Raw genomic sequence first — 14204 nt, forward strand, 5'->3', positions numbered from 1 at the left:
TTCAATATCCTATTGCGATCCATTGTACATATGCTGAGATAACAGGTTGCAACCCTGAAGGAGCGCTCCGGTTCAGTTGACCAAGGTTATATGCCGAAAAACCAGTTGTGGTTACATATCCTAACTGAACCATGGTCATGGTTGCGGCATTATTGAGGTCGTGCTCGGTGATGAATAAGCATTCATTCGGGAACGAAATATTAAAGCTGACGGTGTTATCTGGAGCTGCGGGGGTTAACGGCCCTCCTCTTCCCCATTGAATAATTAGACCATTCGGTAGTTTGCACCATCCGTTCGCTGATGTGGATATCCCAAATGATGACATATCTGGTATCTGATTCGCCCCGGTTCCTACATCGCGCACGCTCGCAGACTTAACACCGATATTCGTTCTGAATGTTGCTGTATCAGGTATATCAGCACCGTTCTGGCTTTTTGCTAATTTCCCTGACATGGCAGTATTAACAGATGAATAAAACGAAGGGTCATTATTAATTGCTGCTGCCAGTTCTCTTAATGTATTCAGTCCGCTTGGGGCATTATCAATAAGTTCATTCACCACATCACGAACAAATTTTGTGTTTGCAGCTTGCTCACCATAATTTCCGGTATGAGTATCTGGTACTGTTGGCACACCTGTAAAGTTAGGGCTTTCTGCAAGTGCTGCGATAAGCTGATTTATAAAGCCGTTAACATTCCCGTTATCAAGGACATCCTGATTCGTTTTGTTAACCACATACTGAGCAACTGCCGCAGCGATAAAACTGGACTGACGAATTGCCTTGTTTACCTGTGCACTGGATGCTTTGCCCGCCGTGAACCCAGAGAGCAGAGCGGGAAGTGATTCCCAGTCAGCCTGTGGTGTGACGTTAGCGTTAGGATCAAGAGCAAACGCTTTGAAGTTATTTGTTGCCATTAGAGTATTGTCCCCCATGCTCCAACATCGAACCCGCCGATGTATTCGTTATCCATATCAAAACCAAAGAATTTAGAACCCTCGGATGGTGCTTCTACCGAGGGCGTTTCAACGTCACCGGCCCATACGCCAGCAGCTTTAACGGTGAGATAGCCCTGTTTGATAGCGGCGATCAGTTCGAGGGACACATTTGAAATATCAGTCTCGGGAAATACCCAGACCGAGATCGTCATGTCCTGGTTGTCGACGATCTGCATCTTCAGGCCAGAGCCTGCAGTTGCAGCGTCAAGGATGGGTGGCAGCGAATCATTGCGGCCGTCCCAGTTGTTGATGGCGATTTTTGCTTTAAGAACGATGCGGTATGTCTCATCACTCAGAGTGGTGTAGCCCGCATCTGGATCATACGGGCCTTGCCACACGCCCTGGTCATATCCAAGGCCGTCAGTGTCCCAACTGAAATACACTCCGCTTATCGGCTGGCTGACTATGCGACTGCGGCCAATCCAGAGGCCGAGCGTATCGAGCTGGACGCCGACGGCGGTATCGATGTCGAAAGCGGTTACCAGTCCCCTGGTGGCACCGGTGATATCAATCAGTGGCCGAGTGCTCAGGTCGACGTGATCAAAAAATTTCGGCTTCGTGGCGTGATAGTTGGTGATTAAGTCCGTGTACTTGCTCATGACGTCACCGTTAGAACAATGTTTTCGGGTTTACACGACGCGGATTCGTTGTAGGCGATGATGATGTTTGCCGCCGCCACGCTACCAGCTGATTTGCCAATCAGCAGCTCCTGTATGTCGTAGTAGCGCGCATTGCCTCCACTCACTACACCGAGGTTCGCCGGAGAATAAATCCTGCTCAGCAGCACATCGTCGCCGATCGTCAGCCCGTTGATGTAATCCGCGACGGCCTGCTGAATCTGTACCCCAATTTGCGACGTGTAGCCGGTGAATGCTTTCAGGGTGATATGCCCGTAAATCGGGACATCAGTAGATCGCGAGAAGCTGATCACGTGTGGATTGCCGTAGGTGTCCGGTACCGTGACAGAAGTTGTCCCATAGGTGGCCGTTCCCTGTCCTTTATTACCCCGGATAGTCTGGGCAATGTCGGTCACGTCCCCGCCGTCCACGATGGCCGAGATAGAGTGTGGCGGCAGCCCGTTACTATCAGTAACGCCAGTATCATTCTCGTAGAGCTTGTGTCGTGTCACGCCTGCAACGTTGGCGATCGCACCGTCGACACCTTCAAACGGTGTAAGGGATGGTAGCGCTACGCTTTGTCCCTGCCTGATGCGCAGCTCTGCGTCGGTTTCCGCTGGTGCGCCTACGGTGGCCGCTGCTGGGTTGGTTACTGAAGCCCAGCCACGGGTCGGCGTGTTGATAGTGGTAATCGCCCCGGCCAGCGCCGCAACCGCTCCGCTGTTTGAACAGGTTGCAGTTACCGTCGCGGAACCGCCGACACCGATCGTCACCGAGGCAGGAAGTCGCCAGATCACGTTATTCGTGTCTTTCACGGTACCGTTTGTGATGGATGTCCCGGCGGTACCGGTCAGAAGCAGATCCACGGTAGAGTTCGTCGCCCCTCGGCGCGCGATACCGTTAATTTTTACGTTACTCGTCAGCGCTGCACCGTAACCCGTAGCAGGTGAGAAGCAGTTATAAACGGAGATGGCCGTGTTGTTGGCATCGTGAATAGCCAGCGCCACCAGCGCCACCATTTGGCCGTCTTTGCTGTCTGGCTCCAGATAAGCGTCGCTGCCATAAATCTGCTGAAAATAGCTCGTCAGGGTATCGAGTATCGTCTGGTAATCAGGCGCACTGATTCAATAACAATGATAATGCTATTGATATATATGGCTTTTATTTTATTTGTAGTGGGAATCTAGTCCGTTAACTGCTCTTAGGTGTGCAAATTACTATCTGCGGGGTGCAGGCTTGTTCCAGCGATATTCCGGGGCTGTCATGCGCTGGCGGTGCCTTTCCTTTGCGGCGAGCGATCCAGCTACCCTACGGCGTATCTCCAGCATGTCAGTAGCGTCTAAATCTCGCCCTTGCTTTGTTAACATCTCTGCTATTGCAGACTCAATCACATCAGATTTCAGCATGTAAGTTACTCATTACCAGAAGTGAAACTTAACGGCTACGGTCGCTCAACATTCACCAGTACCGCCGGACAGTGCTCAGCGAACATGACAGGCTTTCTGCTGCCAGCACCTGAGTTAATCCTGACCGTTTACAGCATTGTACCGCCTCACGCCGCTGCGCTCTAATCCGCTCAAGACGTACAGCGCCATCAGTAACCCGGCGCGTTCTCTGCTTTCGCTGCTCATGTCGAACCACCCGCTGCCTTTCCCTTTCCTCCTCTGCGGCTATCAGTATTTTTCTGGCCTCGATGTCTTCCGGGTAATTGTTGTACCAGTTGCGTTCGCGATACTGTGCTGGCCTGCTCCTGCTGAGTTTCGCTTCTTCCATCAGGCGCAGTATCACCCCATTGGCGGTATCGCTGCGTGCTCTCAATTTCCTGACGGCTTTTTCAGAAACTCCAAAGTGAAAAGCCACCCGGTGATTACTCATAGCACGGTGCAGGTTCAGTACCGTGCGTAATACGTCAGTAAAGGTCTCCTCCGTCCACCAGATCCCCTTAAACCGGAAGCCATTTTCAGCGGCTGCTAAAACGTTCATTTTTCCTCACTTTGTCCACCATCGGCAAAAAACGGGACGTGCTCACGAACCCTCAAAAAGTCCGCGGCGTATCGATAACGGTAGAATGCGGCCTGCGCTCATGTGATATGCCGCACTTTGTCGGGCTACAGGCCGCGTCATTCCTCATTTCTCCGCATTTTGTTGCTCACCCGTCCGGAAAGCGTGAAAAAGTGCGGTATTATCCAAAAATGGCTGGATCGTCGCTTACAGTCGATGAACCCGCATCACACCGGGAAAGTAAGGAGTTTACTATATTCTCCTTACCCCTCCTCTCAGAGCGTTCTTGAGTGACGGTTTTTCGCGGAAAAGATGCCCGTAAATATTCAACGTCACCGACGGCCGGGAGTGGCCCACCATGTCCGACACGTCCAGAATATCAACGCCGTTTTTTACCAGGCTGGACACCGCAAAATGCCTCAGGTCATGAAAGCGCGCTATCCCGAATTCAGAGAGCAGGCGTTTCATCACGCCGGATGTGCTGTAGTTCAGGCTCAGCCTCTGTCCGTTGCTCCCGGCAATCAGCGGTGTATCCGTTCCCAGCAGCGTTTTATCCAGGCACTCATACAGGCCAACCGGCATATCGACGGAACGGCCCCTGCCGCGCTTTCTGCCCCGGATAATCCCGCGTGAAGTCAGATGGCAGCGAACCTGTATTTCGTCAGCGCTCACATCCCGATACGTTAACGCCAGCACTTCGCTGATACGCAGGCCGCAAGCCGCGCCCAGCCAGATAGCAATCCTTTCGCGCCGCTCTGCGCGATCCAGCATGGCTAATACGGTATCTTCATCCGGGATTTGCCACGGCCTGTCTGCCGGTGATCGGCTCTGGCGAACCGGATTATGCGCAATCATCCCGGACCGCATGAGATAAGCAAAAGCCGCGCCGATGTACACAAGCGACTGTCGGTTAAGCCGCTCGCTAAGCTGGCGTGAAGTGATTTTATTCAGGTTTTTATTCAGCAGGTCAGACGGGAGGTTTAGCAGGCAATAGCGGTAGCGGTCGTAACTGGTTGCCCTGATCCTGTTCCGGTTCAGCCTGTCACGCTGATACCCCAGCCAGAACCAGGACAGTTTCTGCAGCGTCCAGCGTTTTACCGCCTCCGCATTGTCTGCCGTTCGCCAGTCAAGGGCTGCCACTTCCAGTTGATACAGCAGCGCCGCCGCATCGTCGATGCTGTGAAAGGTATTGCGTCGCCCGGTACGGGTTTCTTTATCCAGCCAGTTAACGACATAACGCAGGCGCTTTCCGGTGCCAATCTCACGGATAGATGCCATGTTTCCCCCTACACACCCTGCAAAGGTAATTCCATAGGACACCAGCTAAACACTGCTGCCGGATGCTTATCGTTTCGCTGGCGGATCATGTTGATGAGAATATCCGCACGGGGTGATGACCTCATAATCGCGGCCAGCGTGGCTATTTTTGACGCCTCCGGGTTTCTCGCCTGATATTCGCCAATTTCAGCGCCCACAAGAGTTTTCAGCAATACATCGCCCTCCATGTCCGGTTTTTCCCGCCGCATCTGGTCAAACTCTGCAGCGGCCGTCTGGCGTATAGGTATGTAAATCCGATCCTCTAAATCGCGTAATTTTCGGTGCGCATGCATCAGTACAGTGCCTCGTTTACCGCCCTCCTTCACTTCCCCGAGTAATCCGGCGATGCGGCCACGAAATGCGGCCACCTCGTCTTGTGGTACAGGCGAATCAGGAATATAGCTCTCCAGAAGCGCTAACCTTGCCCGTATACGTTCTACAGCAGACACATTATTACTTACTGCTTCATCGGCCAGTGCCTGCCTGTATGCAGGTACACTTTCAATTTCCTGCGTATCAGAGCAGGAGTTTGCATTAGTAACGCTATTTTTCATTTTAAGTTACCGTTCCTCTCGTCTGACATTTAATACGGCTAACTCGATGGTTATTTTTTGCTCGCAAAACGCCATGAATCACCCAAATTAAAATGATAATAAATTGTTAACGCATATTCTCCTTAGGACTATAAAAATGATTCTTATGCCTTTTTCGTTGCGTTTAGGACGTGTTTTAGAGAACTTGCTCTCAAGGTGTTCATGGTATTCATATTCGCGAGATTAATCATAATATTCATATAGATAAAGCATGAACACCAGTATTCATAACCCTTCATAAGTGTACATAGGTGTTCATACTCGCCGATTTTAATTTAACATTTAAACAACATTTACCCCGGGAGCATTTCTTTGCAATTGTCTTTCTACAATGGCGCTATCGCTGTCAAGGTGGGGCTGGCTGGTCAGATCGTCCTGCCATGTACGAACGTTCTCTTTTTCTTCTGCCTCACGCTTTTGAGGCTTAATCTTTTCGATGTTACTCATTGTGGTTTTCCTGTATTGCTTCCACCGGACTGTACGCCGCCGTGAGTATGATTAACCTGGCTAATTCCGTTAGCTGTCTGGTCGCCAGTGGAAGTTATCGAGCCGTTTACCTGTACTGGTCCGTTGATGGTGATCTGTGAGCTGGTAATAGTAATAGCGCCACCAGCGGCCACTTCAACGAATGCCGTACCATCATCAGTACGAAGTTGTGCAGCGCTGGTGCTGATGCCGCTGATTTTCTGTGCCTGCGACTGCGGGCCCGGAATAACGAACGCATCTGACAGATCCAAAACTCTCCCGTCAGCCCTTTCCTGTACCCCACCGTTCTGCCACCAGAAATCAATGCTACGCGACGAAAACACAATCAGGCATTCATCACCTTCTTTAATCGGGAAAGTCAGCGTAACGCCGCCACCGCGCGGGAAAACTACTGGCAAATCATTAAGGATCGGATAACGGACGGATTCATACTGGAAATCTTCGTCCATTGTGCCGGCCTTCGTCATTCTTGCCGTAATGGCTATATCAACGTCGCAGGTGACAGTTTTCGGGTCGAATGAACGAATAACGCCGGGTAACGCATTGGTCACTGCTGCTTTGGCGTTATCCTGAACAAGCTGTGCTACATCCTGCTCATCTGCAGGTCTAATGAATGGCATGAGTCCCCCTACCCGTTCACGCGCTTACAATCAAACGAGCCAATGATCCGCGCCTGATTCATATTGGTGCGGATAAGCTCAACATTCAGCCAGCGCTTTTTGCTACCGTCAGGATGGATGTATTCAAACCCATACAGATTCCCATCGCTGGCAGGCATAAGCGTCATTTCTACTTTTGCCCCGTTCTGTCCGAACTCTGTAATTTTCTGAGATGTTACATACTCACCATTAATTCTCGCCATCGAGTTTTCTATCATCTCAAAGCGAAAGTTTCCGCACTGCATGGTAATAACCTGCGCAGCATGACTTCCAGATGCGCCCAATAAACCAATCAGTAAAATAATCTTCTTCATTCTTCACTCTGCTTATTCATAAATGAACTTGAAAATAAATCAGAATTCCCGCGAGCCTCACACGCCAGATCCATATACCACGCTTGACCGCGCGTGTCGCCCGTGTAACTGATATACCGAACCTTATAGATACCATCGGTAGCAATGCTCGCCGGACTCTGCGTTAATCCAGTAGTGACAAGGTTTCCGTTTTGGCTTTCCACCGAAATTGGCCCACCAGCCTGGGCAATTTGATCAGCAGATAAGGCGCTACGATATACCGAAGCCTGATCCAGTTGAATAAGTCCGTTCAGGTGAATCCGTGAGTTAATCAGGCATTTGACATTCACACCCGCACCGATGGTCTGCTGAGGCATACCGATAAGCCCGGTATTAGCGTTGAGAACCACAGCTTCATGAGTCGCCTTGTCTCTGGGAACAATATCGACTTTTCCATAGTTGAATTGCCAAGTGGCTTTGCACTGCGCGGCTACTTCATCGAGATAGTTATGGACATAGCCAAAGAGGGCTCGACCGCGAGGAAATACCGTTGCCGGGAACTCAGGAACAATACCGCGAGAAATGCCGTAAGGTTCCAGTCTTTTCATAAGCTCAACATAAATATCTTCTGTGGTGTAGCCTTTACTGATAGTGGTGTTGATAAATGCGCTGGTAAACGCCTCCACAGAGTCACAAGCCTGCACCTGTACCCATGAATCGACAGGGTTGTCTTTTCCGGTCACAGTGAAGCGAATATCACCGCTGAAAATTACGCCGTAATTTGTGCCGTTAGCTTGCCCTACTTCGCTGGCCGGTATCTCACGAACAACACCAACTTCACTCGCAGGCACATCAGATGCAAGGCCATCATAGCCGGCAATCATAATTATTTTTGCAAACTCGCGTTGCATGATACGGTTTTGCGTCTGTGCGGACAGGTTATAAATTTTTACCGTGCCTACAGCAGGCCATTTGTTATCGTTACGCTCTATTTGAAAAGTAACTTTGAAGTCACTCAGGGTGATCCCTTGCCCGTTCTCTCCCACAAGTTGTAGTTCGAAATGCCTCATCCAGTTTTGTGACATATTCATGCTCCTTAAAAAAGCAAACCCGGACTAATCTCCGGGCTGTGGGGTTAAAATTTACCGTAGGGAAAAAGGTGTCTGTTAATCACGGCCAACCTATCTTTTTCTTCCGTTTTTTTCTGTTCCCAAAAATCTTTATTGGCCTGATTGATATTCTGAATGTTTGCTCGTTCACTATCAGTCGTTCTACGCGCTCGCATTGCTTCTCGTTCTGATCGGGTAATGAATCGTGACATATTATTTTTTACTCCAGAATTTTTTAGCAGAATCGCCGATAGCCCTAATCGTATCGGCTGACGTATATGGCTTCGGATCAATGCCGTTGGCTTTCATGTAATCACCCACCTGCTCAAGAATTTCTATCGCCCGATTAGGTTGCAAATCAGCCAGTGATTCATTGCATACCGCACTGAACGCAGTTACTGGCGCATAACGCAGCACATCAAGGGCGACCAACCGTGGATCATCTCCTTGGCTGGCCTCGTCATAACGCGGGCATACAGCACGAACCAGTCGCATAAACTGAGGGTCTATTTTTGTTGGCAGTCCATCTTCGGATGAATCTACGGTCCGCTTGTACATGCGATCAGCCGTGCGATTTGCCGCCGCCGCGCGATTTTCAGCAGCAATGATACGGTCATTAGCTGAGGCCAGCGCCTGCACAATAGATGTCATAAAATCGGATGATTGTTTATCAGTAGGAAAGGAAATAGTGCTGCCGTCGTCGTAGTTCGCCGTGATTACGACACCGTTAGCGACGGGCTGAGCATTGAACTGCTTGAGATTTGGCATGGTCAGATTGTCCTGTTACCTCGACGGGATTGTCGGTACAGATATTATACTTCATTACCATAAAAACAGGTAATAAACACAACAATCAATTTATAAAAGTGGTATTCAGTGTTAAATATCTGCTATCCTAAGTTTGTGAGGGCAGGCATACCCTCTCCGATTGCACAATGTGATACTAAGCAAAGCCCGCGCCTCCTTTCGCGGGCTTTTTATTTGCTTACTTCTTGGCGGGATTGGGATAAGGCTGTGGAAGCCAGTCCTCAGCACTTCCTGAGAGTTCCACGTTGGTTACAACTCCTCGCGTCTTTCTCTCTTTCCGGTATTCGTGGTTAAATTCGCGCATTGCGCTTTCCATGCCCTCAGCAAATTTATTGAGTGTTAAAGGCTTATCGAATCCGTTAGCCTCCAGAAAGGCCAGATACGCATGATAGAGATACACGCGTGGGTAGAGAGGCGGATTGCGGTTCCCTACCAGCATTCCCGTACACTCTGACAGCTTTTCAAGGTATGCGCAGAAAGCATAAAGCGGGTCTGTTTTCTGTTTAACCTCCAGCGCTTCTTCACTGTTCCTCTGTTCCAACAAAAGCGCCCTTGCTTTCTCTGGATCAGAAAAGTTAGCCAGGAGCCGGCGGACAATAACCGGGATTTCTGCGGATATCTTTTCCGACAAATCGGGGTCTTTGTCTTCCTCTCGAACCCGGTTATTAAACTGAAAAATAACCCTACGGCGGGCAACGCCTCCGGCCCGTTCGGTGAAAATCATCGGCGTGTTGTTTGTAGCGACTACAACAGCCCTCAGAACGGCGGTGTACTGGTGTTCATGCTTCGGGTCAATCTCTACGGCATCGCCGCCCGTAATCGCTTTTATACCCGTTCCCTCGCCTGAATATTTTGGCTGGTCTGGTAGGGTTATCATACTTTTGCCTACGAACTGCGCCCGACCTCTGGCGCTATCCAGTGCGGCCATATTTCCGCTGGCCGTGTTGTGTTCGCCAGCCAGCATAGTAGCAATGTGAGTGAAAACGCTTTTGCCGCTACCTCCCTCCCCGGTTATCTCAAGAAAAAGCTGCCAGTCGTAGCGGTTAGCCAGCACCATAAAAAGCCCAGCGGCGATCCGCTTCATTTTAAGTGCGTCTCTTCCTGCTGTGTAACTTAGCCATTTATGGAAGTTTGGCGCATGGTCGTGAAGATTTTCGCCAGGCTCCGGCGGCGTATAGATCACACCGTTATCGTTAGTAAGCCAGTTATCTAATGAATGCTGCGAGAAAGTCCCGGTTTCCATGTCGTACACGCCATTTTTGAACGGGATCAGGCTCCGGCGAGGCTGGCCCATAACAGGAATGACAATCTTCAATGCTTCAATTACGTTATTTACTGAGCGTTTGCTGAAATTAGTCTGATTTTCGTTGTAGATAGCCACCATTTCGCGGCTTAATTCTAATGGCGCTGCTTTTACCCATACTCCTTCACGGTACAGATAAACAGCCTCGCTCTCTGCGTGAATGGCTATTCCCTCGTAACGGTCTGCCAGCATCAGCGCTTTTTCATTATCTGCCATCTGGATCAGGTTGATTTCTCCGCGCCCGCGCTTTTTACCGCCATCGACTACTTTAAGTTTTACGCCCACAGTTTCCCCCTCCGGCTGATACATCGAATCGTTAAATGCTGCTATAGCGGCTTCCAGTCCGTTTTGTCGGTGGTAGTCGTTCCAGTCCGCCTTGTAGTCCACAGGGGGCAAAGAAACCCAGCCAGCAACGGCTTTAGCGGCTTTCTCTGCACACTCCTTACCTGTGTTAACTTTCACTTCTCCGCTTCTGTCACTTTCGGCGCACTGGTCATTATCTGCAGCAATGATGATCCGCGCGTTCGGGTATTTTTTGCGCATCACCTGAGCAACGGGCAGCAGGTTCCCGGCGTCAATAGCTGCGATAATTGTCGCATCAGGGCGGAACTGCTGAACCGAAAGCGCAGTTGCCAGTCCTTCGGCGATAATCACCGTTTCCGACGTTGCGCCGGAATTAACCACGCAAAAAGAGCCTTTCTTCACCGTTCCGGCCACCAGCCGCTTACTGCCATCTGGTTTAATCACCTGTGCGCCAGTCGCCGCACCAGCACCGTTTTTCAGCACCAGCAGCAGCGATCCGTCGGACAGCATCGGGAAGGGGCATTGAAGCCCCTTTGATGTAAGGTAAGCAGACTGCCCCGGAGAGGCTTTCGCGGCCAGCGCCGCAACTTTCCCGGCGATATCCGTTTGAGGCTTATCTCTGGCTTGCTTCGGTTCCGGCATAGGCAGCGTCATAGCTTCGGCCACCAGCTCAGCCGCTTCTCTCGGGCCGCACTGGTTGACCTTCATCACCAGATCCAGCCCAGTACCCGCACCACAGTGCGAACAGAAATAAGTTCCCCGGTTATCTTTATTGTCGAACCGGTAGCGAGTGTTGCCACCACACGCCGGACATGGCCCTTCTGCGCTGTTTGTAGGAATGGCAAGGCGCTCCATAATTGCAGGCCAGTTATTATTAGCCCTGCTACGAATTTCATTAATGAAATTATCTTTCACGGCATCACCTCGCCTACCAGATTAAATTCTTTGATAAATCGTGATTCATTCAGAGTGCATGGAGATAAATAACCATCACGAATAAATGTCACTCTGTTGAATCGGTAACTTTCGACCGTCACAATATCTCCCCATCCATCACGCCATTTATCGCCCTGCCTGATTTCAGGATGAGATAATCCGCTGGCAATTAAGCCAGTATTTTTCTTTTTCATCGGTTATATCCCGCTATTTGGCTTGTAAGCGTCCCGCGCCTTTATCAGTTCGCCGATAGATTTATTCAGTAGAGACATAATCGCGCCTACACGGTGCGCTTCTTCGCGGTGTTCTTCACCGTTCGGAATGCTGTCAATCCACATACTCAGCACAGACATTGCGCACTCACTTTCTGAAAGTGCATTTTCAGCGTGCATCAGGACTTCAAAAGGAACCTGTCTCATTTCGATTCTCCCATGCGCAGCTCGGCGATTAATGCCCGGTGAATTTCATGATTAAAATCACAAGCAATGGAGAGCAGATTAATCATAGCCTCAGAGCATTCAGCGGTGGCTTTCTCCATAATTACTTCGTAAAGCGATGCTGCCAGTGCTGATTTATATTCAGCCTGGTCTAAGCTGATTGACTTACGCATTTTTCGCCTCCCGGATAAAGTTAATTCGGATGTGTTTATAGCCGCCTTTCTGTGCCAGTAATTGCGCTGTAGCTTTCGCTGTCTCAGGGCTGGTGCTGGTCATGGTGTAGTGAATGCCAACGGTAAGACCGCGTTTGTTAACAGCGTAGCCGTCAATCTGGAAGGTTTTACGCATTGCATACCTCCATTGCCAAGCGGGACTGGATCGCAGCCGCTTTACTGCCTAGCTGCAGGTATGTACGGGTTATTGCCGGGTTGCTATGCCCCAGCATTTCAGAGGCCACCAGCAAGCCTTGTTCGCCGCCGGCTGACATGAGGTTAAAGGCTGCAATCTTACGGCTTGAATAAGCGCTCAGACGCAGTTTGGCGTTGATAACGCGGGTAAACCACGCCATCACATCATGGAGTTTTCGCCATATGGTCTGGCGGGTCACGCTACCTTCCAGACGTTGACAACGGTTACTTTCAATTTGAGAGCGGGAAAATATCAGGTCGTCCTCTACCAGATTCCGATCCTGACGTTCGCGCAGCCGCTTGATGATGCCCGGCGGTAACTGTTTGGTGTCGTGCTTAACGTCAGCTTTAGCCACCAGCCCGAATACTATCGCCTGTTCTTCGTCGGTCATATCCGCTGCCAGCGCGTCACAGTTGATGCTGTCCCATTTCATGTAGGCGATATGGTCAGCGGCAAGCCTTGCTGCGTCCTTGCGCTGCTGGCGCACGATTTCAATGCCTTTGCGGGTTGCCCGCGCTTCGGCGGCTTTGGTCTGTTTGGAAACGATAATTGTCGCCTGTCCCGTTTCCCAATTGATGCAGGAATAGCGCAGGTTGCAAACGTCACTGGTACGCCAGCCGGTTACGGTCGCAATGTCCCACCAGAGAAGCAGCCAATCCGGTTGCGTCTGCTGTATGCGCTCGCGCAGCTTACGCTGTTCGTCGCGGTCATAGACTGGCGTCATTGTGCGACTGCCCTTAGTGCTAACTGCTTTAACCACGTTGCCGCGCAATTCGCGGGCTTTGGCTGTCAGTGTCTGGAGATTAAACATTGTGCACCTCCAGCATTGCAGGAGTCAGGAGGTTCAGGCCATAAGATCCACAGCCAGAATCACGCAGGCTGCTTTCAGTGCGGATTTTTGCGGCAAAAGTCAGATTCCAGCATGGGAAAGTATCGCGGGCTTCTTCTTCGGTATCAGCCATTGTGCGCAATACGATTGGTGTGCAGTCGTGTTTTTTCGGTGTGGCCAGAAACAGCCAGGTATATTTGGGGCAGGTTGATTTAGCCATTTTAGCGGCTCCTTGAACATTTTTCAGGAGTCTCGCCAGATGCTGTCAAACATGGGTGGCGAGACGTAGCAGGGTTGACAGACTGGCGTTCAAGAAACCAGCAGGCGTAAGCCTCCCCACCACGCCCCGCCATAAATCGGGGTATAGGTGAAATACGGGCGTAAAAATACCGCTATACGGAAATTAGCGGCTACCCGCTTGAACGTTCAGGCTGTCAAACCCGGCACCCGTTTTATGAGGTGCGAAATAATCATAACCATGCCCGCCATGATGACGCAAGCGCTTTATAACATCCGGCGAATTTTTCCGGGGAAAGATCCACGCTTTATGAACACTATGAATACCCTATGAATACCTTAGATAAAGGTGTTCATAGTCTATCTATCTGATTTTTAATACCTATATTCAAATCATGAACACTATGAATACCTTTGTTCATTTTTCTGCAAACATTCCACCGCCGCCCGACGAAATGCCTTTCTCTGGCTGGCGTAAGTTACCGTTGCTGGCAACGGACAATAAAAAAGGCTTGCCCCTATTCGGTAACAAGCCTTGTCTATTTGCTTGGCTTTCATGCGGTACAGATCCCGCGCTTCTCGCTTTGTTTGCCGATCCACGCTTCAACCTCGTCACGATACCAGCAGTTACGGCCACCCACTTTAAAAGGCATCGGAAAACCGTTCTCCTCATCTTTCAGGAAATCATAGAAAGCAGAATCAGAACGGTATCGGAGCCGTGCTTTAACCTCGCCTTTAAGAAGTATTTCGCTATTCGATTCAGACATAAAAACCTCCATACATATTCGAATCAATTATAACAAATTTGGATAAAAAAGATACATTCAGGTATCCATTGGTAATAAAAAAGCTGCCATAAATCAGCTCTGAAT

Annotated in this window: 20 protein-coding genes; all 20 read right to left on the minus strand. The window is 50.1% G+C overall.

The features are described from left to right. Nucleotide 1 precedes the first annotated feature (1 nt). Entirely contained in the window at nucleotides 2–916 is a 915-nt protein-coding gene (locus KGP24_RS17415) for a phage tail protein (protein ID WP_223561266.1), read from the minus strand. After that, a complete protein-coding gene (locus KGP24_RS17420) occupies nucleotides 916–1596 on the minus strand; it encodes a DUF2612 domain-containing protein (RefSeq protein WP_223561267.1) in 681 nt (226 codons plus the stop codon). Before KGP24_RS17420 ends, KGP24_RS17415 begins: the two co-directional genes overlap by 1 nt. Next, entirely contained in the window at nucleotides 1593–2738 is a 1146-nt protein-coding gene (locus KGP24_RS17425; protein WP_223563518.1) for a baseplate J/gp47 family protein, read from the minus strand. The genes KGP24_RS17420 and KGP24_RS17425 overlap by 4 nt, the downstream gene beginning before the upstream one ends. Before the next feature lie 93 nt (nucleotides 2739–2831). Then, entirely contained in the window at nucleotides 2832–3020 is a 189-nt protein-coding gene (locus KGP24_RS17430) for a hypothetical protein (protein WP_072025531.1), read from the minus strand. A gap of 52 nt (nucleotides 3021–3072) precedes the next feature. Next, nucleotides 3073–3597: a hypothetical protein gene (locus KGP24_RS17435; RefSeq protein ID WP_223539412.1), complete on the minus strand. Its 525-nt coding sequence runs from the start codon at nucleotides 3595–3597 to the stop codon at nucleotides 3073–3075. Between the two features lie 270 nt (nucleotides 3598–3867). After that, nucleotides 3868–4893 (minus strand): tyrosine-type recombinase/integrase, encoded by a 1026-nt coding sequence (locus tag KGP24_RS17440; protein WP_223561268.1) that lies wholly within the window; start codon nucleotides 4891–4893, stop codon nucleotides 3868–3870. Between the two features lie 8 nt (nucleotides 4894–4901). Further along, the gene (locus KGP24_RS17445) at nucleotides 4902–5486 is read right to left on the minus strand and encodes a hypothetical protein (protein ID WP_223561269.1); all 585 of its coding nucleotides are present in this window, start codon (nucleotides 5484–5486) and stop codon (nucleotides 4902–4904) included. A gap of 321 nt (nucleotides 5487–5807) precedes the next feature. Next, complete coding sequence (locus KGP24_RS17450) at nucleotides 5808–5972, minus strand: hypothetical protein (RefSeq protein WP_181884090.1); 165 nt, start codon at nucleotides 5970–5972, stop codon at nucleotides 5808–5810. Beyond that, on the minus strand, nucleotides 5969–6631 hold the full coding sequence (locus KGP24_RS17455; RefSeq protein WP_115455386.1) for a Gp138 family membrane-puncturing spike protein: 663 nt from the start codon (nucleotides 6629–6631) through the stop codon (nucleotides 5969–5971). The genes KGP24_RS17450 and KGP24_RS17455 overlap by 4 nt, the downstream gene beginning before the upstream one ends. 8 nt (nucleotides 6632–6639) lie before the next feature. Beyond that, a complete protein-coding gene (locus KGP24_RS17460) occupies nucleotides 6640–6984 on the minus strand; it encodes a hypothetical protein (protein WP_115455387.1) in 345 nt (114 codons plus the stop codon). Next, entirely contained in the window at nucleotides 6981–8048 is a 1068-nt protein-coding gene (locus KGP24_RS17465) for a hypothetical protein (protein WP_223561270.1), read from the minus strand. The genes KGP24_RS17460 and KGP24_RS17465 overlap by 4 nt, the downstream gene beginning before the upstream one ends. 237 nt (nucleotides 8049–8285) lie before the next feature. Beyond that, on the minus strand, nucleotides 8286–8840 hold the full coding sequence (locus tag KGP24_RS17470; RefSeq protein ID WP_003826355.1) for a hypothetical protein: 555 nt from the start codon (nucleotides 8838–8840) through the stop codon (nucleotides 8286–8288). Between the two features lie 217 nt (nucleotides 8841–9057). After that, complete coding sequence (locus KGP24_RS17475) at nucleotides 9058–11400, minus strand: toprim domain-containing protein (protein WP_223561271.1); 2343 nt, start codon at nucleotides 11398–11400, stop codon at nucleotides 9058–9060. Next, nucleotides 11397–11615 carry a DUF4222 domain-containing protein gene (locus tag KGP24_RS17480; RefSeq protein ID WP_223561272.1) on the minus strand — a complete coding sequence of 73 codons (219 nt, stop codon included), beginning with the start codon at nucleotides 11613–11615 and terminating at the stop codon, nucleotides 11397–11399. The genes KGP24_RS17475 and KGP24_RS17480 overlap by 4 nt, the downstream gene beginning before the upstream one ends. Nucleotides 11616–11618: 3 nt before the next feature. Further along, a complete protein-coding gene (locus tag KGP24_RS17485; protein ID WP_223561273.1) occupies nucleotides 11619–11840 on the minus strand; it encodes a hypothetical protein in 222 nt (73 codons plus the stop codon). Beyond that, on the minus strand, nucleotides 11837–12031 hold the full coding sequence (locus tag KGP24_RS17490; RefSeq protein WP_223561274.1) for a hypothetical protein: 195 nt from the start codon (nucleotides 12029–12031) through the stop codon (nucleotides 11837–11839). Before KGP24_RS17490 ends, KGP24_RS17485 begins: the two co-directional genes overlap by 4 nt. Beyond that, complete coding sequence (locus KGP24_RS17495; protein ID WP_223561275.1) at nucleotides 12024–12206, minus strand: hypothetical protein; 183 nt, start codon at nucleotides 12204–12206, stop codon at nucleotides 12024–12026. The genes KGP24_RS17490 and KGP24_RS17495 overlap by 8 nt, the downstream gene beginning before the upstream one ends. Beyond that, entirely contained in the window at nucleotides 12199–13077 is an 879-nt protein-coding gene (locus KGP24_RS17500) for a tyrosine-type recombinase/integrase (RefSeq protein ID WP_063157400.1), read from the minus strand. The genes KGP24_RS17495 and KGP24_RS17500 overlap by 8 nt, the downstream gene beginning before the upstream one ends. Continuing rightward, nucleotides 13070–13315 carry a host cell division inhibitor Icd-like protein gene (locus tag KGP24_RS17505; RefSeq protein ID WP_151571662.1) on the minus strand — a complete coding sequence of 82 codons (246 nt, stop codon included), beginning with the start codon at nucleotides 13313–13315 and terminating at the stop codon, nucleotides 13070–13072. The genes KGP24_RS17500 and KGP24_RS17505 overlap by 8 nt, the downstream gene beginning before the upstream one ends. A 571-nt stretch (nucleotides 13316–13886) precedes the next feature. After that, nucleotides 13887–14099: an AlpA family phage regulatory protein gene (locus tag KGP24_RS17510; RefSeq protein WP_151571663.1), complete on the minus strand. Its 213-nt coding sequence runs from the start codon at nucleotides 14097–14099 to the stop codon at nucleotides 13887–13889. Nucleotides 14100–14204 lie beyond the last annotated feature (105 nt).

It is taken from the genome of Enterobacter sp. JBIWA008, from assembly GCF_019968765.1.
In the GTDB taxonomy this organism is placed as follows: domain Bacteria; phylum Pseudomonadota; class Gammaproteobacteria; order Enterobacterales; family Enterobacteriaceae; genus Enterobacter.

Bases quoted from the DNA above. Each gene is read 5' to 3' on its own strand.
- KGP24_RS17415 (WP_223561266.1), bottom strand. From the start codon at position 916: ATGGCAACAAATAACTTCAAAGCGTTTGCTCTTGATCCTAACGCTAAC.
- KGP24_RS17420 (WP_223561267.1), bottom strand. From the start codon at position 1,596: ATGAGCAAGTACACGGACTTAATCACCAACTATCACGCCACGAAGCCG.
- KGP24_RS17430 (WP_072025531.1), bottom strand. From the start codon at position 3,020: ATGCTGAAATCTGATGTGATTGAGTCTGCAATAGCAGAGATGTTAACA.
- KGP24_RS17435 (WP_223539412.1), bottom strand. From the start codon at position 3,597: ATGAACGTTTTAGCAGCCGCTGAAAATGGCTTCCGGTTTAAGGGGATC.
- KGP24_RS17440 (WP_223561268.1), bottom strand. From the start codon at position 4,893: ATGGCATCTATCCGTGAGATTGGCACCGGAAAGCGCCTGCGTTATGTC.
- KGP24_RS17445 (WP_223561269.1), bottom strand. From the start codon at position 5,486: ATGAAAAATAGCGTTACTAATGCAAACTCCTGCTCTGATACGCAGGAA.
- KGP24_RS17450 (WP_181884090.1), bottom strand. From the start codon at position 5,972: ATGAGTAACATCGAAAAGATTAAGCCTCAAAAGCGTGAGGCAGAAGAA.
- KGP24_RS17455 (WP_115455386.1), bottom strand. From the start codon at position 6,631: ATGCCATTCATTAGACCTGCAGATGAGCAGGATGTAGCACAGCTTGTT.
- KGP24_RS17460 (WP_115455387.1), bottom strand. From the start codon at position 6,984: ATGAAGAAGATTATTTTACTGATTGGTTTATTGGGCGCATCTGGAAGT.
- KGP24_RS17465 (WP_223561270.1), bottom strand. From the start codon at position 8,048: ATGTCACAAAACTGGATGAGGCATTTCGAACTACAACTTGTGGGAGAG.
- KGP24_RS17470 (WP_003826355.1), bottom strand. From the start codon at position 8,840: ATGCCAAATCTCAAGCAGTTCAATGCTCAGCCCGTCGCTAACGGTGTC.
- KGP24_RS17480 (WP_223561272.1), bottom strand. From the start codon at position 11,615: ATGAAAAAGAAAAATACTGGCTTAATTGCCAGCGGATTATCTCATCCT.
- KGP24_RS17485 (WP_223561273.1), bottom strand. From the start codon at position 11,840: ATGAGACAGGTTCCTTTTGAAGTCCTGATGCACGCTGAAAATGCACTT.
- KGP24_RS17490 (WP_223561274.1), bottom strand. From the start codon at position 12,031: ATGCGTAAGTCAATCAGCTTAGACCAGGCTGAATATAAATCAGCACTG.
- KGP24_RS17495 (WP_223561275.1), bottom strand. From the start codon at position 12,206: ATGCGTAAAACCTTCCAGATTGACGGCTACGCTGTTAACAAACGCGGT.
- KGP24_RS17500 (WP_063157400.1), bottom strand. From the start codon at position 13,077: ATGTTTAATCTCCAGACACTGACAGCCAAAGCCCGCGAATTGCGCGGC.
- KGP24_RS17505 (WP_151571662.1), bottom strand. From the start codon at position 13,315: ATGGCTAAATCAACCTGCCCCAAATATACCTGGCTGTTTCTGGCCACA.
- KGP24_RS17510 (WP_151571663.1), bottom strand. From the start codon at position 14,099: ATGTCTGAATCGAATAGCGAAATACTTCTTAAAGGCGAGGTTAAAGCA.